A 21,306-nucleotide genomic window follows, 5' to 3' on the forward strand; every position below is an offset into this window, starting at 1 on the left:
GTGGCAACAGCTGTGACAGGGCCGCTACTTGCCCGAGACGGTCAGATCGGCCCGCCTCGGCACCGCGTAACCCTCCAGGTCCGCGCGCGTGAGCCCCGTCGCCCGTGCCACCTCCGCGATGTCGAGGGCTCCGCAGTCCAGGCCGCGCAGCAGATAGCCGCTGAGTGCCTTGGCGGTGGCCGGCTCGTCCATCACGTCGCCCCCGGTGCGGTTGGCGTACGCGACGAGCCGCCCCGCGGCCTGCTCAAATCCCTCGCGGTAGAAGCCGAACACGGCCGCGTACCGGGTCGGGAGGTGCCCGGGGTGCATGTCCCAGCCCTGGTAGTAGGCACGGGCGAGCGCGCGACGGGTGAGCCCGTGGTGCAGGCGCCAGGCGTCGTGGACCTTCGGCGTCGGACCGACCGGCAGCACGTTGGTGGAGCCGTCCGAGACCCGCACGCCGGTGCCGGCGGCCGCGACCTGCATGATCGCCTTGGCGTGGTCGGCGGCCGGGTGGTCGCTGGCCTGATAGGCGGCGGAGACGCCGAGGCAGGCGCTGTAGTCGAAGGTTCCGTAGTGCAGTCCGGTGGCGCGGCCCTCCGCGGCCTGGATCATGCGGGCCACGGTCGCCGTGCCGTCGGTGGCGAGGATGGCCTGGCTGGTCTCGATCTGGATCTCGAACCCGATCCGTCCCTGTTCCAGTCCGCGCGCCTTCTCGAACTCCTCGACGAGCCGCACCATCGCGGTGACCTGCTCCGCGTACGTCACCTTCGGCAGGGTCAGCACGAGGCCGGCGGGGAGCCCGCCGGCCTCCATCAGCCCGGTGAGGAAGATGTCGAGTGTGCGGATGCCCCGGTCACGGACCGGCGCCTCCATGCACTTCATACGGATGCCCATGTACGGTGCGGCCGTGCCCTCCTCGTACGCCTCCGCGATCAGCCGGGCCGCGCGGGCGGCCGCCTCGTCCTCCTCGGCGTCGGGGCGCGGTCCGTAGCCGTCCTCGAAGTCGACGCGCAGGTCTTCGACGGGCTCGCGCTCCAGCTTGGCGCGTACGCGGTCGTACACGGGCTCCGCGAAGTCGTCGCCGAGGCCGAGGACGGCGGCGAAGGAGGCGGCATCGGGCGCGTGCCGGTCGAGGGCGGTGAGGGCCTGGTCGCCCCAGGAGCGGATGGTGCCGGCGGTGAAGGCGTCACCGGGGACGTACACGGTGTGGACGGGCCGGCGGGTTGCGGGGTCTCCGGGATAGCGGCGCTCCAACTCGGCGTCGACCGGGGCGAGGGAGGAACTGATCTCCTCGCTGACGGCGCCCGCGAGGCTCGTCGCCACCTTCTCCTGCTGACCCTGGCCCATTCCACGCCCTCCTGGTTTTCCGCTCCCCGGAATCAACAATCCGTAGAACGAAGCTATCTGTGACCTTCTCGCTGGTCAACACCCACTTGAGCCCTGCCAGGAGCACGCGCGGACTTCCCCCGAGGCCCATCCCGGCATCTCGACATGTTCACGCCTAACTTCGAGACTTCGAGGCGCACGACTCGACCGGTATCCGCCACAGAACCGGCATCCGCCACAGAAGGAGCCTCCCGTGCCCCATCGCAGCCGAGTCACGCGCCGCCTGGGACTCAAGACCGCGCTCACCGCTGCCGTCGCCCTGCCCCTGGCCGGCACCGCGCTCTCCATGTCGCCCGCCTCGGCGGCCGACCGCCGTGACCGCTTGGAGGTCATGTCGTTCAACCTGCGTTACGCGAGCACCACCGAACCCAACAGCTGGGCCGTCCGCCGTCCCGTCACCCGTGAACTGCTGCGCCGGGAGCGGCTCCACGTCATCGGTACCCAGGAAGGCCTCTACCAGCCGGTGCGTGACATCGCGGCGGACCTCGGCGCGCACTACGACTGGATCGGCACCGGCCGTGCGGGCGGCAGCCGGGACGAGTTCATGACGGTCTTCTACGACACCCGCAGACTCGCTCCGGTCGAGTACGACCACTTCTGGCTCTCCGACACGCCCGACGTGATCGGCTCGAACACCTGGGGCGGCGGGTCCATACGCATGGTGACCTGGGTCCGCTTCCGCGATCTGCGGGACGGGCAGCGGGAGTTCTACTTCCTCAACACCCACCTGGACAACGCCAGTCAGAACGCGCGCGCACGCGCCGCGGCCCTGATCGCCGAGCGGATCACGGGGCTCGACCGCTCTCTGCCGCTGGTACTGACCGGCGACTTCAACATCGCCGCCCACAAGAACCCGGTCTACGACACGATGCTCGGCGCCGGACTCGTCGACACCTGGGAGACGGCGGCCGAGCGGAGCAGTCTGTACGGCACGTTCCACGGCTACCGGCCCCTCACCCCGGACGGCGACCGCATCGACTGGATCCTCACCTCGCCCGGCGTGACCGCACACCGGGCGTCGATCAACACCTTCTCCGCGGACGGACAATTCCCCAGCGACCATCTGCCCGTCCAGGCGTCCCTGACCCTGACATGAGCACATGAGCGCAGAAGGACATGAGCACATGAGGACATGGAACGGGCCCCGGTGACCGTGACGGTCACCGGGGCCCCATGTGCTGCGCTTTCCTGCGAAGACGCTCAGCCCTTGCGGGTCTTGATCTCCTCGGTGAGCTGCGGGACGACCTCGAAGAGGTCGCCGACCACGCCGTAGTCGACCAGGTCGAAGATCGGGGCCTCGGCGTCCTTGTTGACCGCCACGATCGTCTTCGAGGTCTGCATACCGGCACGGTGCTGGATCGCGCCGGAGATGCCGGAGGCGATGTACAGCTGCGGGGACACGCTCTTGCCGGTCTGGCCGACCTGGTTGGTGTGCGGGTACCAGCCGGCGTCCACGGCGGCACGCGAGGCGCCGACGGCCGCGCCGAGGGAGTCGGCCAGCGCCTCGATGACCGAGAAGTTCTCGGCACCGTTGACGCCCCGGCCGCCGGAGACCACGATCGCGGCCTCGGTCAGCTCCGGGCGGCCCGTCGACTCACGCGGGGTACGGCCGGTCACCTTGGTGCCGGTCGCCTGGGCCGAGAACGTGACGGCCAGCGCCTCGACCGCGCCGGCGGCCGGGGCGGCCTCCACGGCGGCCGAGTTCGGCTTGACCGTGATGACCGGGGTGCCCTTGGAGACACGCGTCCTGGTCGTGAAGGACGCGGCGAACGCGGACTGCGTGGCCACCGGACCCTCGTCGCCGGCCTCCAGGTCGACGGCGTCGGTGATGATGCCGGAGCCGATACGGACCGCCAGACGGGCGGCGATCTCCTTGCCCTCGGCGGACGACGGGACGAGCACGGCGGCCAGGGAGCCCCCGGCGGACACGACCTCGTACGCGGCCTGCAGCGCGTCCACCTTCGGTACGACGAGGTAGTCGGCGTACTCGGCGGCCTCGTGCGTGAGGACCTTGACCGCGCCGTGCTCGGCGAGTGCGGCGGCGGTGTCCGCGGCGCCGTTGCCGAGCGCGACGGCGACGGGCTCGCCGACACGGCGGGCCAGCGTCAGCAGCTCCAGGGTGGGCTTGCGGACGGCACCGTCCACGTGGTCGACGTAGACGAGAACTTCAGCCATGGGACTTCTTCTCTCCTGCTTGCGGAAGATGAGGGACGGTCAGCGAACGGAACCCGGGGACCTGAGGCTCAGATGAACTTCTGGCCCGCGAGGAACTCGGCGAGCTGCTTGCCGCCCTCGCCCTCGTCCTTGACGATCGTGCCGGCGGTGCGCGCCGGGCGCTCGGTGGCGGAGTCGACCTTGGTCCAGGAGCCCGCGAGACCGACCTCGTCCGCCTCGATCTCCAGGTCTTCCAGGTCCCAGGACTGAACCGGCTTCTTCTTGGCCGCCATGATCCCCTTGAAGGACGGGTAGCGGGCCTCACCCGACTGGTCGGTGACCGACACGACCGCGGGCAGCGAGGCCTCCAGCTGCTCGGAGGCGGTGTCGCCGTCGCGGCGGCCCTTCACGACGCCGTCCTCGACGGAGACCTCGGAGAGCAGCGTGACCTGCGGGACGCCCAGGCGCTCGGCGACGAGGGCCGGGAGCACGCCCATGGTGCCGTCGGTGGAGGCCATGCCGGAGATGACCAGGTCGTAGCCGGCCTTCTCGATCGCCTTGGCGAGCACCAGCGAGGTACCGATGGCGTCGGTGCCGTGCAGGTCGTCGTCCTCGACGTGGATGGCCTTGTCGGCACCCATGGACAGCGCCTTGCGCAGCGCGTCCTTGGCGTCCTCGGGGCCGACGGTCAGCACGGTGATCTCCGCGTCGTCCGCTTCGCCCGCGATCTGCAGGGCCTGCTCGACCGCGTACTCGTCGAGCTCCGACAGCAGGCCGTCCACGTCGTCACGGTCGACGGTCAGGTCCTCGGCGAAGTGCCGGTCGCCGGTGGCGTCGGGCACGTACTTCACAGTGACAACGATCCTCAAGCTCACGCCGGCTCTCCTACTGCATCGTCTTTTCTGGGCTGCCTGCTTACGGGCAGCATAGGCGCCTGAAGCGGCCGTTCCCGGTGGGGGCCACCCGCGCTCCGAGCGAATATTACTCGCCAGTACGCACTTCTACGCTCCCCCAGAACATTCCCTCTAAGCAAGCGCTTTGAACTGTGACCTTCGCAACGCAGCGTAACCGCAACGGATCATTCCCGCAGTCCGTTGAAACGCCCCTGGTGGTACAGAAGGGGGCGCCCGGCGCCGGCGGGGTCTCCGAGAACCACCTCGGCCAGCACGACGCGGTGGTCCCCGGCCGGAACACGGGTGACGACCCGGCACACCAGCCAGGCGAGGACGTCGTCGAGCACCGGAACGCCTTCGGGGCCTTCCCGCCAGGCGGTGGGCTCACCGAAGCGGTCGGCGCCGCTGCGGGCGAAGGTGGCGGCCAGCTCCTGCTGGTGCTCGCCGAGCACATGGACGCCCACGTGGTCCGTCCGGGAGATCGCCGGCCAGCTGGAGGCACCGGTACCTATGCCGAAGGAGATCATCGGGGGCTCGGCGGACACGGAGACGAGCGAGGTGGCGGTGAAGCCCACAGGACCGTCGTCGCCTCGTGCGGTGATCACGGCGACGCCGGCCGCGTGCCGACGGAAGACGGAGCGGAGCAGGTCGGGAGAGGCGAGCCGGGAGGCGCGCAGATCGGGCGAGGCCGTCATGGAGTCGCCCTGCTGGGCGAGGAGACCGCTTCGCCGAGCGCGGCGATCACATCCGCCTTGCGCGGCTGTCCGGTCGCGCGGCGCACGACGTGGCCGTCGGAGTCGAGGACGAGCACGGTCGGCGTCTTCAGGATGTCCAGTGCGCGCACGAGACCGAGGTGGTCCTCCGCGTCGATCTCGATGTGCCGCACACCCGGGACCAGGTCGGTCACCTCGCCGAGCACCCTGCGGGTCGCCCTGCAGGGTGCGCAGAAGGCGCTGGAGAACTGGACGAGGGTGGCCCGCTCGCCAAGATCCTCGCCCAACTCGGCCGCTCCCAGCCGCTTTCCGCCGTCCCGCCCGCGCACTCTGACTCTCCCGCTCCGACGTCGGTTCAGTACTCCGTAGGCACTCGCCGCCGCGAGCACCACCACGCACACCACAAGTCCGGTCATCCCCCGCTTCAGCGTTCACGAGCCTGCAGAGATTCCCCGCCGCCGCGGAAAATTCTTCCTCCCCTCCATGCTGAATACTTGATCTATGGACATCGATGCAAGAGGGCCGCGCTTCGGAGCGGCCGTGACGACCGTGATCCTCGCGGTCGTACTGATCACCGGCAGCGCCTGGCTGCTCGCCTGGCAGACGCTGGCGTTCGCGCTCGGCGCGGCGGGAGGCGTCGGCCGCTCCCCGTACGGCTGGCTGTTCCGCCGGGTCGTCCGTCCGCGGATCGGACCGCCGACGGAGTTCGAGGCGCCCGAGCCGCCGCGGTTCGCTCAGGCGGTCGGTCTCGCGTTCGCGTCGGTGGGCCTCGTCGGCTACACAGCGGGCCCCGAGTGGCTGGGACTGGCGGCTGCCGGGGCGGCGCTCGCGGCGGCGTTTCTCAACGCCGCGTTCGGGTACTGCCTCGGATGTGAGATGTACCTGCTCATACGGCGAGTGACGGTTCACACAGAGTAAAAGGGGCGCAAAACGCCGAGGTGGATCACGGGATGACGTGACGAGGATCTCGCCAATCTCCGGCACCAGGACTGGTCACTCGTCCGTTCTTCGGGCACGATCTGCGCAATGCCGTAAACCTACGGCAGCGTAAGTTTCCCGCCGGGAGCCCCCTTCCCAGGCAGAACAGAGAGAAGGGTCCACTCCGTCCATGGCTGAGCTTGCCTACCGTCCCGCCATCGGTTTCGCCCGGACACTGTTCAAGGCCTGGGACCTGAAGATCGATATCCAGGGGACGGAGAACATCCCGCGCTCGGGCGGTGCGGTGCTGGTGAGCAATCACATCAGCTATCTCGACTTCATCTTCGACGGCCTCGCCGCCCTGCCGCAGAAGCGGCTGGTCCGCTTCATGGCGAAGGAGTCGGTGTTCCGGCACAAGATCTCCGGCCCGCTGATGCGCAACATGAAGCACATCCCCGTGGACCGCAAGCAGGGCGAGACGGCGTACGCGCACGCGCTGGAGTCGCTGCGCTCGGGTGAAATCGTCGGCGTCTTCCCCGAGGCCACGATCTCCCAGTCGTTCACGCTGAAGAGCTTCAAGTCGGGCGCCGCACGCATGGCCCAGGAGGCCGGCGTCCCGCTGATCCCGATGGCCCTGTGGGGTACGCAGCGACTGTGGACCAAGGGCCACCCGCGAAACTTCAAGCGCAGCCACATCCCGGTCAACATCCGCGTCGGCGAGGCGATCGAGGCCTCTCGTGACAAGTACGCGGGCGCGATCACCCGGCAGCTGCGCGACCGCGTGCAGGAGCTCCTGGAAGCCGCGCAGCGCACCTACCCCGTACGCCCCAAGGGTCCGGACGACACCTGGTGGATGCCGGCGCACCTCGGCGGCACGGCTCCGACCCCCGAAGAGGTGAAGGCCGCCGAGGCCCGCTGAGAGCCCGCGCGCCCGGCCGCTGCTGCTGCTATTGAGGGGCTCGGACGGTGATGCGCGCTCCTGGGCTGAACTTTTCGAGCAGCTCGGCGAGTTCGCCCCCCGCGGCCTCGACGTCGGTCACCGGCATCGGGGCCAGGCTCTCCAGGAGGAAGATCGCCGAGGTCGACTCCTCCGTGAGCCGGGTGCGCGGTCCCTGGCGCCAGTTCCAGCGGCGGCAGGTCACGCTCGTCTCGTCGCACCACACCACCTCGCCGGTGTCGGGATGCTCGACGGCCTCCTCGCCGCCCGCGACCGTCACGAAGTCCTCGTCGCCCGTGGCACGCACGAGGCGCATCCCGCCCCGGACCTGGTCGAGGTCCTCGCCGCCGACCGGGATCAGGTGGGCGACGCTGATCGCGTTGTAGACGTCCACGAGCACGTTGATCCGGGGCAGCCCGGCATCCGAGAGCGCCCGCTTGGCCAGCGCCTCCGCCGAGTTGCGTGTCCGCGACGGCTTCGAGCCGAACGCCGTGTACGTACTGCGCCAGGCGGCCATGTGCGGGTCCTCGTGCGGCGCGCTCCCCTCCAGCCGTACGGCGAGTCGGCGGGCCGCGTCGTCCAGGAGCTGCGAAGTTCCGTCGGTGCTGGGGCCGTTGACGAGTCCGTGCGCCTCGATCGCGACGTAGGTGAAGCCTGGCGCGAGGGCGCGTACTTCGTCGGACACGGTGAGCGGGAGAGTCATTGTCTGCCTTGCCTGCCTTGGCTCAGAGTGCGGGAGCAGTTCATCCTACAGCACTCGGCAGTCCAGCCCATTGGACTTCAGGTCAGGTGCGAGGGCAGGCGCCGCGCCCACCGGCACTAGCGGGCCATCTCCTCCTTGAGCGCCGCCACGAAACCGTCCACCTCGTCCTCGGTCGTGTCGAAGGCGCACATCCAGCGGACGTCTCCCGCGGCCTCGTCCCAGAAGTAGAAGCGGTACCGCTTCTGCAGGCGCTCGCTCACTTCGTGGGGCAGTCGGGCGAAGACCGCGTTGGCCTGCACGGGGTGCAGGATCTCGACGCCGTGCACCGCGCGCACGCCCTCGGCGAGACGCTGGGCCATCTCGTTGGCGTGGCGGGCGTTGCGCAGCCAGAGGTCCTTGGCAAGCAGCGCCTCCAACTGCACCGACACGAAGCGCATCTTGGAGGCGAGCTGCATCGACAGCTTGCGCAGATGCTTCAGGTGACTGACGGCGTCCCGATTGAGGACGATCACGGCCTCGCCGAACAGCGCGCCGTTCTTGGTGCCGCCGAAGGACAGGACGTCCACGCCGACCGCGTTGGTGAACGCCCGCATCGGCACGTCCAGGGAGGCGGCCGCGTTGGCTATGCGAGCGCCGTCGAGGTGCACCTTCATACCGTGCTGGTGGGCGTGGTCGCAGATCTCGCGGATCTCGTCGGGGGTGTAGACGGTGCCCAGTTCGGTGTTCTGGGTGATCGACACGACCTGCGGCATGGCCCGGTGCTCGTCGTCCCAGCCGTACGCCTGCCGGTCGATCAGTTCGGGTGTGAGCTTGCCGTCGGGCGTGGGCACCGTGAGCAGCTTGAGCCCGCCCATCCGCTCGGGAGCACCGCCCTCGTCGACGTTGATGTGCGCGCTCTCCGCGCAGATCACCGCGCCCCAGCGGTCGGTGAGCGCCTGCAGCGCCACGACGTTGGCGCCCGTGCCGTTGAAGACGGGGAACGCCTCGGCGCTCGCGCCGAAGTGACCGCGCAGGATGTGCTGGAGGTGGTCGGTGTAGTCGTCCTCGCCGTACGCGGTCTGGTGCCCGCCGTTGGCGAGGGCCAGAGCGGCGAGCACCTCGGGGTGGGCGCCCGCGTAGTTGTCGCTCGCGAAGCCGCGCACCTGCGGGTCGTGGCGCCGCCGGGCGTCCGTCTTCGGAGGGTTCACGGCCTCGCGGCCAGGATTCACGGCTTCTCGGTCAGCCACAGACGCTTTCCGTTCACTTCGAGGGCGGGCTGCTCCCAGACCCCGACAATCGCCTCCGCCAGGTCCTTGACGTCCGTGAAGCCCGCGAACTTCGCGTTCGGGCGCTCGGCGCGCATCGCGTCGTGCACCAGCGCCTTCACGACCAGGATGGCGGCCGCGGACGTCGCACCGTCGGCGCCCGCGGAGATCCCGGCCTTGCGGAAGAAGTCGGCCATGGCCAGCGTCCACGCCTCGGCGGCGGCCTTGGCGGCCGCGTACGCGGCGTTGCCCGCGGTGGGCTTGCCCGCGCCCGCGGCGCTGATCAGGACGTACCGGCCGCGCTCGCTGCGCTGCAGTGCCTCGTGGAAGGCGAGGGACGTGTGCTGCACGGTGCGGATGAGCAGCATCTCCAGAAGGTCCCAGTCGTCGAGACTCGTCTTGGTGAAGGTCTCGCTGCCGCGCCAGCCGCCGACGAGGTGGACCAGGCCGTCGACCCGCCCGAAGTCCTTCTCGACGCGGTTGGCCCAGTCCCTGGCCGACTCCCGGTCGAGCAGGTCGACCGTGTCGCCGACGACGGTGGCGCCGCCGTGGGCGTAGCGGGCCGCGTCCACGGCCTCGGCCAGTCGCTCCGGGTCGTTGTCGGAGCCGACGACCACGGCGCCCGCCTCGGCGAGCCGCAGCAGGGTCGCCCGGCCCACGGGCCCGCCCGCGCCGGCCACCGCGATCACCGCGCCACTCAGTGCACCGTTCCCGTTTCCCATGGTCTTCGCCTCCTGAGCAGTGTGACGGACGCGGTCGCTCACGCGGCCGGCCGCTCGGCACTCGCCGCGGTGATGCCCTTCGTGGAGGCGATCACGTGCTTCAGCTTCTTGGCAAGCGCCTCATAGAACATGCTCAGGGGAAACTCGTCCGGAAGCACGTCGTCCACCAGTTTTCGCGGCGGCAGCGTCAGGTCGAGGGCGTCGGGGCCCTTGGCCCAGCGGGAACCCGGGTGCGGGGCGAGGTACTGGGAGACCAGGTCGTACGCGGCGAACCAGTGGACCAGTTTCGGACGGTCGATGCCGTCGCGGTACAGCTTCTCGATCTCGGCGCACAGCTGGTTGGTGACCTGCGGGGCGCGCTGCCAGTCGATGGACAGCTTGTTGTCGGTCCAGCGGACGACGTCGTGCTTGTGCAGGTAGGCGAAGAGGAGCTGGCCGCCGAGGCCGTCGTAGTTGCGGACGCGGTCTCCGGTCACGGGGAAGCGGAACATCCGGTCGAACAGCACCGCGTACTGCACGTCACGGCTCTGCGGGAAACCGTCGGCCTCCAGCTGCACGGACTCCCTGAAGGCGGTGAGGTCGCAGCGCAGCTCCTCCAGGCCGTACATCCAGAACGGCTGACGCTGCTTGATCATGAAGGGGTCGAAGGGCAGGTCGCCGTGGCTGTGGGTGCGGTCGTGGACCATGTCCCACAGGACGAAGGCCTGCTCGCAGCGCGTCTGGTCGCCGACCATCTCGCGGATGTCGTCGGGCAGTTCGAGGCCGAGCGTGTCGACGGCGGCCTCGCTGACCTTGCGGAAGCGGGCGGCCTCGCGGTCGCAGAAGATGCCGCCCCAGCTGAACCGCTCCGGGGCCTCGCGCACGGCGATGGTCTCCGGGAAAAGGACGGCCGAGTTGGTGTCGTAACCGGCCGTGAAGTCCTCGAAGGTGATGCCGCAGAACAGCGGGTTGTCGTAGCGGGTGCGCTCCAGCTCGGCCAGCCAGTCGGGCCAGACCATCCGCAGGACGACGGCTTCGAAGTTGCGGTCCGGGTTCCCGTTCTGCGTGTACATCGGGAAGACGACCAGGTGCTCGGTGCCGTCCTCGCGGTTCGCCGCGGGCTGGAAGGCGAGCAGCGAGTCGAGGAAGTCGGGCACCCGGAAACCGCCGTCGGCCCAGCGGCGCAGGTCCTTGACGAGCGCGGCGTGGTATTCGGCGTCGTGCGCGACGAGCGGCGACAGCTCCTGAACGGCGTCCAGGAGCTGGCCCACGGCCAGATCGGCGTCGGCCGGATCGGGGGCGGTCTCGGCATCGAAGTCGATCGACCCGTCCTTGGACTGCCATGGCCGGATCCGCTCCACGGCATCCTTGAGAACGGGCCAGGCCGGGTGGCTCACCACCCTGCTCCGGGAAGGAATCTGTCCCTCCGCACCAGTCTGCACAAGAATTTCCGTCATGACCCATCCTCCACGGGAGAACCTCGCGTATGGACACCGTATGCGTGCAGGACCCCCGCCACAAGTTGAGCAGCGGGAGATTATCCCGCCCTATGGCACCTTCACCGCTGTTCTTCCTGCGAAAGGCTACCCAGGCGGATGCTTCGCCGTTCGCTGGGTAGCTGCCGGATTTCAGTCAACCCACCGCCGCATCCGGTCAACCCGCTGGGGACTCGCCCACGCGGGGGTGAGTCGGAAAGGTGCGGCAGGGCCCGTTCTCGCGGCTGAAAGGCCTCGTTCCCGCCACCGGAGCGGGTCCAACGTCCGTCGGGACCACTAGGCTGCGGCCTTGCCGCGTGGGCACGGGACCGCAGCACGCGGCAGCCGAGCCGCCGTCCACGGAAGCGGAGTCAAACCTTGAACTTTCTCACCATCGGTCATCGCGGGATCATGGGTGTCGAACCGGAGAACACCCTGCGTTCCTTCACCGCCGCCCAGCAGGCGGGGCTCGACCTGATCGAGCTGGATCTGCACCTGAGCAAGGACGGCGCGCTCGTCGTCATGCACGACGCCGACGTGGACCGTACGACCGACGGTTCGGGGCCGATCGCCGACAAGACCCTCGCCGAACTGCGCGTGCTGGACGCGGGGCGCGGCGAGCGCGTCCCGGTGTTCGAGGAGGTCCTGGACGCCGTCACGGCCCCGCTCCAGGCCGAGATCAAGGATGTGGCCGCGGCCCGCGCACTGGCCGAGGTCATGAACCGGCGCGACCTGGTCGGCCGGGTCGAGGTCCTGTCCTTCCACGACGAGGCGATCGCCGAGATCGCCCGGCTGGTGCCCGGCGTCCGCACGGCGCTGGTCGCCAGCCGCTATGGCATCGATGTCGTCGAGCGGGCGACCGCCGTCGGCGCCACGAGTCTCGTACTGAACATCCGGCGGCTGACCCTGGAGGTCGTCGAGCGGGCCCGCAAGGCGGACCTGCGGATCATCGGCTGGGTCGTGAACACCCAGGACCAGCTGCGCCTGGTCCGCGCCCTGGAACTGGACGGCGCGACCACCGACTACCCGGAGATCAAGCGCACCGGCCGCTTCACGGCGTAACGATTATGCGAGCGGCTTCACCAGGAGCTCGAACTGCAGGTCGTCGCGCTGCGGGACGCCGAACCGCTCGTCGCCGTACGGGAAGGGAGTCATCTCTCCCGTACGGCGGTAGCCGCGCCGCTCGTACCAGGCGATGAGGTCCTCGCGCACGGAGATCACGGTCATGTGCATCTCCGTGACGCCCCAGGTCGCGCGGGCCAGCCGCTCCGCCTCGGCGATGATCACCTTGCCGAGGCCCGCTCCCTGGAGCGCGGGGCTCACCGCGAACATGCCGAAGTAGGCGTACGCACCGCGGTGTTCGAGCTGGCAGCAGGCGACCACCGTGCCCTCGCGCTCGACGATCAGCAGGCGGCCGTCCGGTGACTCGACGACCGCGAGGACGCCCTCCGGGTCCGTCCGCTGCCCCTGGAGGATGTCCGCCTCGGTGGTCCAGCCGGCGCGGCTGGAGTCCCCTCGGTAGGCCGACTCGATCAGTGCGACGAGTGCGTCCACATCGGTGTCGACCGCGTCGCGGTAGGTCAGTCCGTCGGGGGCGGTGTGCATGGAACGGTCTCCGATCTCGGGCGCGGCTCGGGCATGGATGAGGGTAACGCTCCCCTTGGAGCCTGTGACACAGGCTCTAGGCTCGGGAGGCATGGTGCATGTATTGAGCAGCCGGACCTTGATCCGTCCCGCCGACCCCGAGCGTTCCCGCGCCTTCTACGGCGAGACGCTGGGGCTGCCCGTCTACCGGGAGTTCGGTACGGGCCCCGAGCGCGGCACCGTCTACTTCCTCGGCGGCGGTTTCCTCGAAGTGTCGGGCCGCTCGGAAGAACCGCCCTCCCCCGCCGTCAAGCTGTGGCTCCAGGTGGCCGACGTGACGGCCGCGTACGAGGAACTCCTGGCCGCGGGCGTCGAGGTGCGCCGGCCGCCGGTGAAGGAGCCGTGGGGGCTCGTCGAGATGTGGCTGGCGGACCCGGACGGGACGGAGATCGTCATCTGTGAGGTTCCGGAAGATCACCCCTTGCGGTACCGCCCATGAGGCTCCGGGGAACCCGTGCTCAGCCCGCTGCCGTGCTCGCGGTCAGCGCCTCGCGAAGCCAGGAGTCCGCGCCGCCCAGGGTCAGGCCTGGCGTCAGCTCCCCTGCCAGCTGCCAGTAACGGGACATCACCGGGTGGTCCTCCGCGGTGAGGCGGACCGTGAGGGAGCGGCGGAAGGCTGGACTGTCCCGGCTGCCGGAGGCCCGGGCATGGGCGGCGACATAGCAGTCCAGCGCCTCCCCCGGGCCGGGGGCGCGGTCGGTCCGCAGGGCGGCGTCCACCAGTCGGTACGCCTCGTGCAGGCCGCCGTAGAGCAGGTCCGGGTGGGTGACCGGGGCGGGCCGGTGGGACACGAGGCAGTGGTCGGTGGCGGCCGTGGCCAGGGCGTGGATGCGGGCGAAGGCGAACACCTGGTCCGGAGTCGGGTCGGCGGAGGGCTGCGGGACGGCCGCGTCGGTCACGGTCGCGCGGAGGCGGGCGGAGAGGCGGACCGGCAGCAGGCGGCGCCAGTAGTGCGCGAGGGCCGAGGTGCTGGGCGGGACACTGACCGCCCCGATCAGCTCCAGGCGCTCCGCTAGCTGCTCCGGGGCGCCGTCCTGGAGCGCCCGCAGCGCTGCCTCGCGCCAGCGCAGGGCGGCGAGTTCGGTGCCCAGGTCGTCGAGCCTGCGCGCCACGACTGCCTCCAGGGTGTCCCCGCGGTCGAGGACCCGCCCGATCTCGGGGACGGGCACGCCGAGCGAGCGCAGTGCGCGGATCGTGCGCAGCCGGGCAGGCGCCTCGGGGCCGTAGCGACGGTGGCCGCCGCCACTGCGCGAGGTTTCGGGCAGCAGGCCCTGGTCGGAGTAGAAGCGGACGGTCTTGACCGTGGTCCTCGCCTGCGTGGCGAGCTCGCCGATGCTCAGGGTGCCGTTGCTCGCAGTGCCGTCCGGTGACAAGGGTTGAACCTCCCTCAGGGGGAGTTCCTAGGTTACCCACGACGAACCCAGCCCCTGGAGGTGCTCATGTCCATGTTCATCCTGGTCTCCGGCCCGTTCACCGACGGACGGGTCTGGAACGAGGTGGTGGGGCGGTTGCGGGAGTCGGGCGCCGAAGCGCACCCGGTGACACTGAGCAGCCGGCCCGAGGCCGATCTGGAGACACACATCGAGGACGTGGTCCGGCTGGTCGATTCCCTGGAGTCGCCCGGGGAGTTGGTGCTGGTGGGCCACGACTACGCCATCCACCCCGTGCTGGGCGCGGCGGACCGCCGCCCGGAGCGGGTCGGGCGGATCGTTCACCTGGACGCCGGGATGCCGCAGGACGGCGACGCGGCGCTGGCGCTGGTGCCGGACCCCTCGGTGCATGAACTGCTGCGTGCCGAGGGCGGTCCCGGGCCTGTCCCGTCGCCGGGGCCCGCGCAGTGGCAGCGGTGGGGCAGCACGGAAGGACTGTCGGTGCGGCAGCTTGAGCTGCTGAGCCGGCTGGCCGCCCCGCAGCCGCCGCGCACGCTGACGCAGCCGCTGCGGCTGGCCGGCACCGCCGCGTCCGTACCGAGCAGCGGCATCCTGTGCACGGCGGGAGGGATGACCGTGGAGCTGGTCGAGGCGCTGGTGCGCACCGGTCCGCCGCAGTTCCGGAAGCTGGCCGATCCGCGGGTGGGCTTCTTCGAACTGGCCACCGGCCACTGGCCGATGGTCTCCTGCCCGGACGAACTGGCCGAGGTGCTGCTCCGCGCGGCCGCGGGCGAGGGCCGGCGGCTGACCGTGCCCGAGGGCGAGTCGCCGTTCCTCGGGTCCTTCCTGTTCGACACCCCGGAGCGGCCGCGGGTGCGGAACGGGCGGCTGGACCTGCACATGCCGAAACCGGACCCTGGAGGAGCGCAAGGGCCTCGGCCCGCGGTGCTGTTCGTGCACGGCGGGCCGGTGCCGCCCCACCATGAGCCGGCGCCGCGCGACTCGCCGCTCTACCTGGGCTATGCCCGCTACGCGGCGAGTCTGGGCGTGGTGGGGGCCGTCGTGGAGCACCGACTGCACGGCATCGCCGACTACGCGCAGTCCGCGGACGACGTGGCCGAGGCCGTTGAACTGCTGCGGGCCGATCCCCGCGTGGACGCGCGGCGCATCGCCCTGTGGGTCTTCTCCGGCGCCGGTCTGCTCACCGCGGACTGGATCGCCGCCCCGCCCCCGTGGCTGCGCTGCCTGGCCCTTTCCTATCCGATCCTGGCCCCGCTGCCGGGCTGGGGCGCGGTGGGATCCCGTTTCCGCCCGGTCGACGCGCTCCGCGCGGGTGGCGGGACGCTGCCGCCGCTCGTGCTCACCCGGGCGGGCTTGGAGACGCCGCGGATCGCCGCCACGGTGGAGGAGTTCACGGCCGCGGCCGAGGAGACGAAGGCCCTGCTCGAGATCATCGACGTCCCGCACGGCTGCCACGGTTTCGAGATCCACGAACCGACGGACGAGTCCCGCGAGGCGGTGACCCGGGCCGTGCGCACGGTCCTCGCGCACCTGGAGCAGCCCTCGTGACGCACTGCCGGGACGCGCGGTTCCTGACTCGCGCCTCCTGGCTCACGCCTCCTCGCGCTGCGGCACGACCGTGTACTTGGGGTCCTGCGCCGACGCGACGCCCGCGGCGAAGACGCCGAAGCGGGTGCAGGCCGAACCGGCCAGCAGGGCCAGGCCGCTCGCGGCCGCGGCCGGACGGTAGCGGCCCAGGAGGACCGCGCCCGCGGCGCCCGCGGCGGTGAGGGTCCTGGCGTTGCGCAGCAGCGTTCCCGCGCGGCCCTCGCGGTAGGTCTCCGCGACCATGCCGAGGCGCTGCTCGGCGGCCCGGGTGGCCGCCGTCTCGGCCGCCGCGGCCAGGGCGGCGGCGCAGCGGGCGGGAGCGGATTCGCCCGGGGGTCCGGCCACGAGAGCCATGCCGGCCGCGGCCGCCGTGGCCGAGGCGGCGAACAGGTAGGGCAGTTCACGGTGGGCGCCGTGCCAGGCGGGCACGGCGGTGTCCGCCGCGAGGACCGCGGTGTAGGTGGCGACCGCCGGGCCGAGGAGCGCGGCGCCCGCGGTCGCGGCCGCCCCCGCCCTGGGGAGCCTGCCGGTCACGGCGGTGAGGGCCGCCGCGCCGGCCAGCGGACCGTAGACACTCAGCAGCCATGAGCCCATGCTCATCGGCGAGGTCGGCTTGAAGACGCGCAGCATGTGGGTGAAGCGTCCCGGCCGGCCGAGGTCGTGGACGAGCGCCGCCGCGGAGCACGACACGGCGGCGAGCGAGGACACCTTCAGGGCCGTCGCCGTCCGCCCACGGCCCGTCACCTGCGCGGCCGCCGCCAGGACCGAGCCCGCGCCCGCGAGCCCGCCCAGGAAGAAGTACCCGGCGATGTCGGTCGCGGACCAGGACGGCGGCTTGATCACCGGCCGCCCGTAGTACGACTCGAACTCGGCGCGCGGCACCATCGCCTGCTCGCCCCGTCGCCTGCCCCGCCGCTCGCCCTTCATGATGTCCTCTTCCGTCGGGTCAGCGCGGGCAGGGCGAAGGACAGCGCGGCGCCGCCTACGAGGGAGAGGGCCGCCGCGCCCGCGTGCTTCCACATGGCGGGCAGGTCCCGGGTGGTGACCCGTGGCTTCGGCGGCAGACCGTAGACCTCGGGCTCGTCGAGCAGCAGGAAGAACGCGCCGTCGCCGCCCACCCCGTCGTCCGGATCGTGGCCGTACAGCCGCGCGTCACTCACGCCCGCCTCGTGCAGCTGGTCGACCCGCAGGGCGGCCCGCTCGCGCAGTTCTTCCAGCGGACCGAACTGGATCGACTCCGTCGGGCAGGCCTTGGCGCAGGCCGGCTCCTGCCCCGCGCCGAGCCGGTCGTAGCACATGGTGCACTTGAACACCCGCCCGTCGGTGGGCCGTTGCTCGATGACGCCGTACGGGCAGGCCGGCACGCAGTAGCCGCAGCCGTTGCAGATGTCCTCCTGGACGACGACCGTGCCGAACTCCGTGCGGAAGAGCGAGCCGGTCGGGCAGACGTCGAGGCAGGCGGCGTGGGTGCAGTGCTTGCACACGTCGGAGGACATCAGCCAGCGGAACCCGTCCGCGGCGGGCGGGGCTTCGGAGTGCCCCTCGGCGGCGAGCGGCAGTCGGGTCCGCCCCTCCGCGGTCGGCGGCTTCGCGGGCGCGGTGGGATGACCGGTCGCAGGCCGCTCTTCGGGCGCGGGGCGGGCCGGCTGCTCGATGAACGCCACGTGCCGCCACGTCGAGGCGCCGAGCGCCTGTGTGTTGTCGTACGACATGCCGGTCAGGGAGAGGCCGTCCTCCGGGATGGCGTTCCACTCCTTGCAGGCCACCTCGCAGGCCTTGCAGCCGATGCACACGGAGGTGTCCGTGAAGAACCCCACCCGTTCCTGACCGTCGTCCGTCATGTACGGGCCTCCGTTCCGGTGGTGTCGGTGATTCCCGCGCGCCTGCGGTACTCGGCCAGCAGCCGGGGAAGTTCGGGTCCGCGGGGGCGGCGGCCCGGGACGATGTCGGCGGTGAGGGCCTTGTCCTCCTGGATGTGGGCGTTGGGGTCGAGCGCGATGGCGACGAGTTCGTTGGCCGCGTCGCCCTTGGACAGGCCGTTCGGGCCCCAGTGGAAGGGCAGTCCGATCTGGTGGACCGTACGGCCCTGTACGGACAGCGGCCGGATCCGCGCGGTGACCATCACCCGTGCCTCGACCGCTCCCCGCGCCGTGACGATCGTGGCCCAGCCCAGGTGCGTGAGACCCCGCTCGGCCGCCAGCTCGGGCGAGAGTTCGCAGAAGAACTCGGGCTGCAGCTCGGAGAGGTAGGGGGACCAGCGGCTCATCCCGCCCGCCGTGAAGTGCTCGGTCAGCCGATGGGTGGTGACGACGTACGGGAAGACGTCCGCACCCCGCTCGTCACCGCCCGGGTGGTAGCGGTTGCCCTCGCGCGGCAGCAGCTGCCGGGCCGGGTTGCGGGTGGTCGAGGGGTGCAGGGCGTTGCGGAACGGCGAGTCCTGCGGCTCGTAGTGCGTGGGCAGCGGGCCGTCCTCAAGCCCCGCGGGCGCGTACAGCCAGCCCTTGCCGTCGGCCTGCATGATGAACGGGTCGTCGCCGCGCAGCGCGTCCGGACCGATCGCGTCCTCGGCCGGCACATGGCCCGGGGCGCGGTCGGGGACGAAGTCGGGGACGTCGTGGCCGGTCCACCTTCCCTCGGCCTCGTCCCACCAGACGTACGCCTTGCGCTCGCTCCAGGGGGTGCCGTCCGGGGCGGCCGAGGCACGGTTGTAGAGGATGCGCCGGTTGGCGGGCCAGGCCCAGGCCCACTCGGCGGCGACCCAGTTCTGTTCCGACTCCGGTTTTCTGCGGGCCGCCTGGTTGACGCCGTCCGCGTACACGCCGCAGTAGATCCAGCAGCCGCACCGCGTCGAACCGTCGTCCTTGAGTTCGGTGTACGCGCTCAGGGGACTGCCGTCCGCGGCGTGTCCGTTGATCTCGGCGAGCACCGAGGCCGCCTGGGGCTCCCGCAGTGGGCCTTCCACCGGGTAGTCCCAGGTGAGGTCCAGGACCGGCCGGTCCATCGGGTCGGTGGAGCCGGCCAGTTTCTCCTTGATGCGCCGGCCCAGGTGGTACATGAACCACAGGTCGCTGCGCGCGTCGCCCTCGGGTTCGACGGCCGCGTGGTGCCACTGCACCCAGCGGTTGGTGTTGGTGAAGGAGCCCGACTTCTCGGTGTGCGCGGCGGCCGGGAAGAAGAACACCTCCGTGCCGATCTCCTCGGTGCGCAGTTCCCCGTTCTCGATCTCGGGTCCGTCCTGCCACCAGGTCGCCGACTCGATGAGGGAGAAGTCGCGTACGACGAGCCACTCCAGCTGGGCCATGCCGAGACGCTGGAGACGGGAGTTCGCCGAGCCGACCGCCGGGTTCTCACCCATCAGGAAGTAGCCCTTGCAGACGCCGTCGAGCTGCGCCAGGACCGTGTCGTACGTCGCGTGGGAGCCGGTGAGGCGGGGCAGGTGATCGAAGCAGAAGTCGTTCTCGGGGGTGGCCGCGTCGCCGTAGTAGGCCTTGAGGAGGCTGACGAAATAGTCCCGCATGTCCGACCAGAAACCTTTGTCCGTACGGGTCGCCGTGACGAAGTCGTCGAGGGTCTCGTCCTTGTGGGCGTGCGGCATGGGCAGATAGCCGGGCAGCAGGTTGAACAGCGTCGGGATGTCGCTCGAACCCTGGATGGAGGCGTGGCCGCGCAGGGCCTGGATGCCGCCGCCGGGCCGGCCGATGTTGCCGAGGAGCAGTTGGAGGATGCTCGCGGCGCGGATGTACTGGGAGCCGACCGAGTGCTGGGTCCAGCCGACCGCGTAGACGAAGGCGCTGGTGCGGTCGCGGCCGGAGTGGGAGGTCAGCTCCTCGCACACGCGCAGGAAGGTCTCGCGGGGTACGCCGCAGATGTCCTCGACCAGTTCGGGTGTGTAGCGGGCGTAGTGGCGTTTGAGGACCTGGTAGACGCAGCGCGGGTGCTGGAGTGTCTCGTCGGTCGGGGCGCGGGGGGCGGTCCGGGCGCCGCCCGAGCCGTGCGCCTCGGGGCCCGCGGCCTTGCGCACCCGGTCCTCGTACTGTTCGTCGGCCTCGCCCGTGGGCTGCTGGACCTCGACGCCCTCGTACTGCCAGCTGTGCGGGTCGTAGTGGTGCTTGTCCTCGTCGTAGCCGGAGAAGACGCCGTCGAGGTCCTCGGTGTCGCGGAAGTCCTCACTGACCAGGGTCGCCGCGTTGGTGTAGTTGAGGACGTACTCGCGGAAGTCCTTCTCCTCGGTGAGGACGTGGTTGATGATCCCGCCGAGGAAGGCGATGTCGGTACCGGCCCGGATCGGGACGTGCAGGTCGGCGAGGGCGCTGGTGCGGGTGAAGCGCGGGTCCACGTTGACGATCCGGGCGCCGCGCGCCTTGGCCTCCATGACCCACTGGAAGCCGACCGGGTGGCACTCGGCGAAGTTGGAGCCCTGGATGACGATGCAGTCGGAGTGCTGGAGGTCCTGCATGAAGGTGGTGGCGCCGCCCCGGCCGAAGGAGGTGCCGAGGCCGGCGACGGTGGAGCTGTGGCAGACCCGGGCCTGGTTCTCCACCTGGACCACGCCGAGGCCGGTCAGCAGCTTCTTGATCAGGTAGTTCTCCTCGTTGTCGAGGGTCGCGCCGCCCAGGCTCGCGATTCCGAGGGTGCGGGCCGTACGCAGTCCCTCGTGCTCCCACTCCCAGGTGCGGCGCCGGGTCTCGATCACCCGGTCGACGACCATCTCCATGGCCGTCTCCAGGTCCAGGGGCTCCCATTCGGTGCCGTACGGGCGCCGGTGGAGGACCTGGTGACGGCGGGCGTCGCCGGTGGTGAGCTGGAGGGTCGCGGAGCCTTTCGGGCAGAGGCGGCCACGGCTGACCGGCGAGTCCGGGTCGCCCTCGATCTGGACGACCTTGTCGTCCTTCACATAGACCTGCTGACCGCAGCCGACGGCGCAGTACGGGCAGACGGACCGGGTGACCCGGTCCGCCGTCTCGGTGCGCGGGCGCAGCTCCTGGGTGCGCGGCGAGGTGACGGCGCTGCCGCGGCCCAGTGGATCCGTCCCGGTGAGCTGACGGTAGACGGGCCAGTCCTGCAACCTCTTGCGCACGTCCATCGCGCTTCCTCCGTCGGTCGTTCGATGATCCTCCGGGTCAGCCGGCCGTCAGTCCCTGCAGAGGCAGAACGGGTGCCCCACCGGGTCCGCGTACACCCGGAAGCCGCGGCTGCCGTCCTTGTCGTCCAGGTCGAGCGGAGTGGCGCCGAGGGCCAGCACCTGGGCCTCGGCCGCCTCGATGTCCGGCACGGTGAAGTCCAGGTGCAGCTGCTGGGAGTTGGCTTCCGCACTCGGCCAGTGGGGCGGTTGATGACCCGGGGCCCGCTGGAAGGAGATGCGGTGACCGCCGGGCGCGTAGAGGTCGTACCAGTCGTCGCTGTACCGCTTGACCTCGCCGCCCAGGACGCCCGCGTAGAACCCCGCAAGGGCGGGCGGGTCCGGACAGTCGAGTGCTACGAGGCAGTACGTGGCGATGGCCATGCCGATCCCTTCGCTCCGGAGCTCACGGGTGCCCCCTGAGCTGTTCCGTCTTCAGCTGTTCCGTCTTCAGCTCTT

General features: G+C 70.8%; 21 protein-coding genes. 6 read left to right on the forward strand and 15 right to left on the reverse strand.

The features are described from left to right. Positions 1–24 precede the first annotated feature (24 nt). Positions 25–1,329, reverse strand: coding sequence for an aldolase/citrate lyase family protein (locus tag AB0D14_RS13605; RefSeq protein WP_362778002.1), 1,305 nt, complete (start codon positions 1,327–1,329; stop codon positions 25–27). Between the two features lie 232 nt (positions 1,330–1,561). Here AB0D14_RS13605 and AB0D14_RS13610 point away from each other — a divergent pair, with 232 nt between their 5' ends. Beyond that, positions 1,562–2,464 carry an endonuclease/exonuclease/phosphatase family protein gene (locus AB0D14_RS13610; RefSeq protein WP_362778003.1) on the forward strand — a complete coding sequence of 301 codons (903 nt, stop codon included), beginning with the start codon at positions 1,562–1,564 and terminating at the stop codon, positions 2,462–2,464. 104 nt (positions 2,465–2,568) lie between these two features. Here the strand turns inward: AB0D14_RS13610 and AB0D14_RS13615 are convergent, their stop codons facing one another. From AB0D14_RS13615 to AB0D14_RS13630, 4 genes are all read right to left on the reverse strand, one after another. Next, positions 2,569–3,543 (reverse strand): electron transfer flavoprotein subunit alpha/FixB family protein, encoded by a 975-nt coding sequence (locus AB0D14_RS13615; protein WP_362778004.1) that lies wholly within the window; start codon positions 3,541–3,543, stop codon positions 2,569–2,571. A gap of 68 nt (positions 3,544–3,611) precedes the next feature. Further along, positions 3,612–4,397, reverse strand: a complete 786-nt coding sequence (locus AB0D14_RS13620) for an electron transfer flavoprotein subunit beta/FixA family protein (RefSeq protein ID WP_362778007.1) — start codon at positions 4,395–4,397, stop codon at positions 3,612–3,614. 203 nt (positions 4,398–4,600) lie between these two features. Then, a complete protein-coding gene (locus AB0D14_RS13625) occupies positions 4,601–5,110 on the reverse strand; it encodes a flavin reductase family protein (protein WP_362778010.1) in 510 nt (169 codons plus the stop codon). After that, complete coding sequence (locus tag AB0D14_RS13630) at positions 5,107–5,544, reverse strand: thioredoxin family protein (protein WP_362778012.1); 438 nt, start codon at positions 5,542–5,544, stop codon at positions 5,107–5,109. The genes AB0D14_RS13625 and AB0D14_RS13630 overlap by 4 nt, the downstream gene beginning before the upstream one ends. 85 nt (positions 5,545–5,629) lie before the next feature. Here AB0D14_RS13630 and AB0D14_RS13635 point away from each other — a divergent pair, with 85 nt between their 5' ends. Together AB0D14_RS13635 and AB0D14_RS13640 are read left to right on the forward strand one after the other, a co-directional pair. Further along, positions 5,630–6,046 (forward strand): DUF4395 domain-containing protein, encoded by a 417-nt coding sequence (locus AB0D14_RS13635; protein WP_362778014.1) that lies wholly within the window; start codon positions 5,630–5,632, stop codon positions 6,044–6,046. Between the two features lie 190 nt (positions 6,047–6,236). Continuing rightward, positions 6,237–6,965 carry a lysophospholipid acyltransferase family protein gene (locus AB0D14_RS13640; protein WP_362778015.1) on the forward strand — a complete coding sequence of 243 codons (729 nt, stop codon included), beginning with the start codon at positions 6,237–6,239 and terminating at the stop codon, positions 6,963–6,965. Positions 6,966–6,993: 28 nt separating this feature from the next. Here AB0D14_RS13640 and AB0D14_RS13645 read toward each other — a convergent pair whose 3' ends face one another. From AB0D14_RS13645 to AB0D14_RS13660, 4 genes are all read right to left on the reverse strand, one after another. After that, complete coding sequence (locus AB0D14_RS13645) at positions 6,994–7,686, reverse strand: phenylalanine--tRNA ligase beta subunit-related protein (RefSeq protein WP_362778017.1); 693 nt, start codon at positions 7,684–7,686, stop codon at positions 6,994–6,996. Between the two features lie 116 nt (positions 7,687–7,802). After that, positions 7,803–8,873 (reverse strand): low specificity L-threonine aldolase, encoded by a 1,071-nt coding sequence (locus AB0D14_RS13650; RefSeq protein WP_362778206.1) that lies wholly within the window; start codon positions 8,871–8,873, stop codon positions 7,803–7,805. A gap of 17 nt (positions 8,874–8,890) precedes the next feature. Continuing rightward, positions 8,891–9,652, reverse strand: a complete 762-nt coding sequence (locus AB0D14_RS13655; RefSeq protein WP_362778019.1) for an SDR family oxidoreductase — start codon at positions 9,650–9,652, stop codon at positions 8,891–8,893. Between the two features lie 38 nt (positions 9,653–9,690). Then, positions 9,691–11,088 carry a DUF6421 family protein gene (locus AB0D14_RS13660; RefSeq protein WP_362778022.1) on the reverse strand — a complete coding sequence of 466 codons (1,398 nt, stop codon included), beginning with the start codon at positions 11,086–11,088 and terminating at the stop codon, positions 9,691–9,693. A gap of 396 nt (positions 11,089–11,484) precedes the next feature. On the opposite strand from AB0D14_RS13660, the gene AB0D14_RS13665 reads away from it, so the two are divergent. After that, on the forward strand, positions 11,485–12,168 hold the full coding sequence (locus AB0D14_RS13665) for a glycerophosphodiester phosphodiesterase family protein (RefSeq protein ID WP_362778025.1): 684 nt from the start codon (positions 11,485–11,487) through the stop codon (positions 12,166–12,168). A 3-nt stretch (positions 12,169–12,171) separates the two neighbouring features. On the opposite strand, the gene AB0D14_RS13670 is transcribed toward AB0D14_RS13665, so the two are convergent. Then, positions 12,172–12,711, reverse strand: a complete 540-nt coding sequence (locus AB0D14_RS13670; protein ID WP_362778026.1) for a GNAT family N-acetyltransferase — start codon at positions 12,709–12,711, stop codon at positions 12,172–12,174. 91 nt (positions 12,712–12,802) lie between these two features. Between AB0D14_RS13670 and AB0D14_RS13675 the strand changes: the two genes are divergently transcribed. Further along, complete coding sequence (locus tag AB0D14_RS13675) at positions 12,803–13,189, forward strand: VOC family protein (RefSeq protein ID WP_362778028.1); 387 nt, start codon at positions 12,803–12,805, stop codon at positions 13,187–13,189. A gap of 19 nt (positions 13,190–13,208) precedes the next feature. Here AB0D14_RS13675 and AB0D14_RS13680 read toward each other — a convergent pair whose 3' ends face one another. After that, positions 13,209–14,123, reverse strand: a complete 915-nt coding sequence (locus tag AB0D14_RS13680; protein WP_362778031.1) for a MerR family transcriptional regulator — start codon at positions 14,121–14,123, stop codon at positions 13,209–13,211. Between the two features lie 66 nt (positions 14,124–14,189). Here AB0D14_RS13680 and AB0D14_RS13685 point away from each other — a divergent pair, with 66 nt between their 5' ends. Next, positions 14,190–15,689 carry an alpha/beta hydrolase gene (locus AB0D14_RS13685; protein WP_362778033.1) on the forward strand — a complete coding sequence of 500 codons (1,500 nt, stop codon included), beginning with the start codon at positions 14,190–14,192 and terminating at the stop codon, positions 15,687–15,689. Between the two features lie 42 nt (positions 15,690–15,731). Here the strand turns inward: AB0D14_RS13685 and nrfD are convergent, their stop codons facing one another. Genes nrfD through AB0D14_RS13705 form a run of 4 tightly spaced genes read right to left on the reverse strand, consistent with a single transcriptional unit; the run spans position 15,732 to position 21,231 of the window. Beyond that, entirely contained in the window at positions 15,732–16,655 is a 924-nt protein-coding gene (gene nrfD, locus AB0D14_RS13690) for an NrfD/PsrC family molybdoenzyme membrane anchor subunit (RefSeq protein WP_362778036.1), read from the reverse strand. Continuing rightward, the gene (locus AB0D14_RS13695; protein ID WP_362778039.1) at positions 16,652–17,569 is read right to left on the reverse strand and encodes a 4Fe-4S dicluster domain-containing protein; all 918 of its coding nucleotides are present in this window, start codon (positions 17,567–17,569) and stop codon (positions 16,652–16,654) included. Before AB0D14_RS13695 ends, nrfD begins: the two co-directional genes overlap by 4 nt. Beyond that, complete coding sequence (gene fdh / locus AB0D14_RS13700) at positions 17,566–20,811, reverse strand: formate dehydrogenase (RefSeq protein WP_362778042.1); 3,246 nt, start codon at positions 20,809–20,811, stop codon at positions 17,566–17,568. Before fdh ends, AB0D14_RS13695 begins: the two co-directional genes overlap by 4 nt. Positions 20,812–20,859: 48 nt before the next feature. Further along, complete coding sequence (locus AB0D14_RS13705; RefSeq protein WP_362778045.1) at positions 20,860–21,231, reverse strand: VOC family protein; 372 nt, start codon at positions 21,229–21,231, stop codon at positions 20,860–20,862. Positions 21,232–21,306: the final 75 nt, after the last annotated feature.

The sequence above is a fragment of the Streptomyces sp. NPDC048484 genome, assembly GCF_040651415.1.
Classification (GTDB): Bacteria; Actinomycetota; Actinomycetes; order Streptomycetales; family Streptomycetaceae; genus Streptomyces.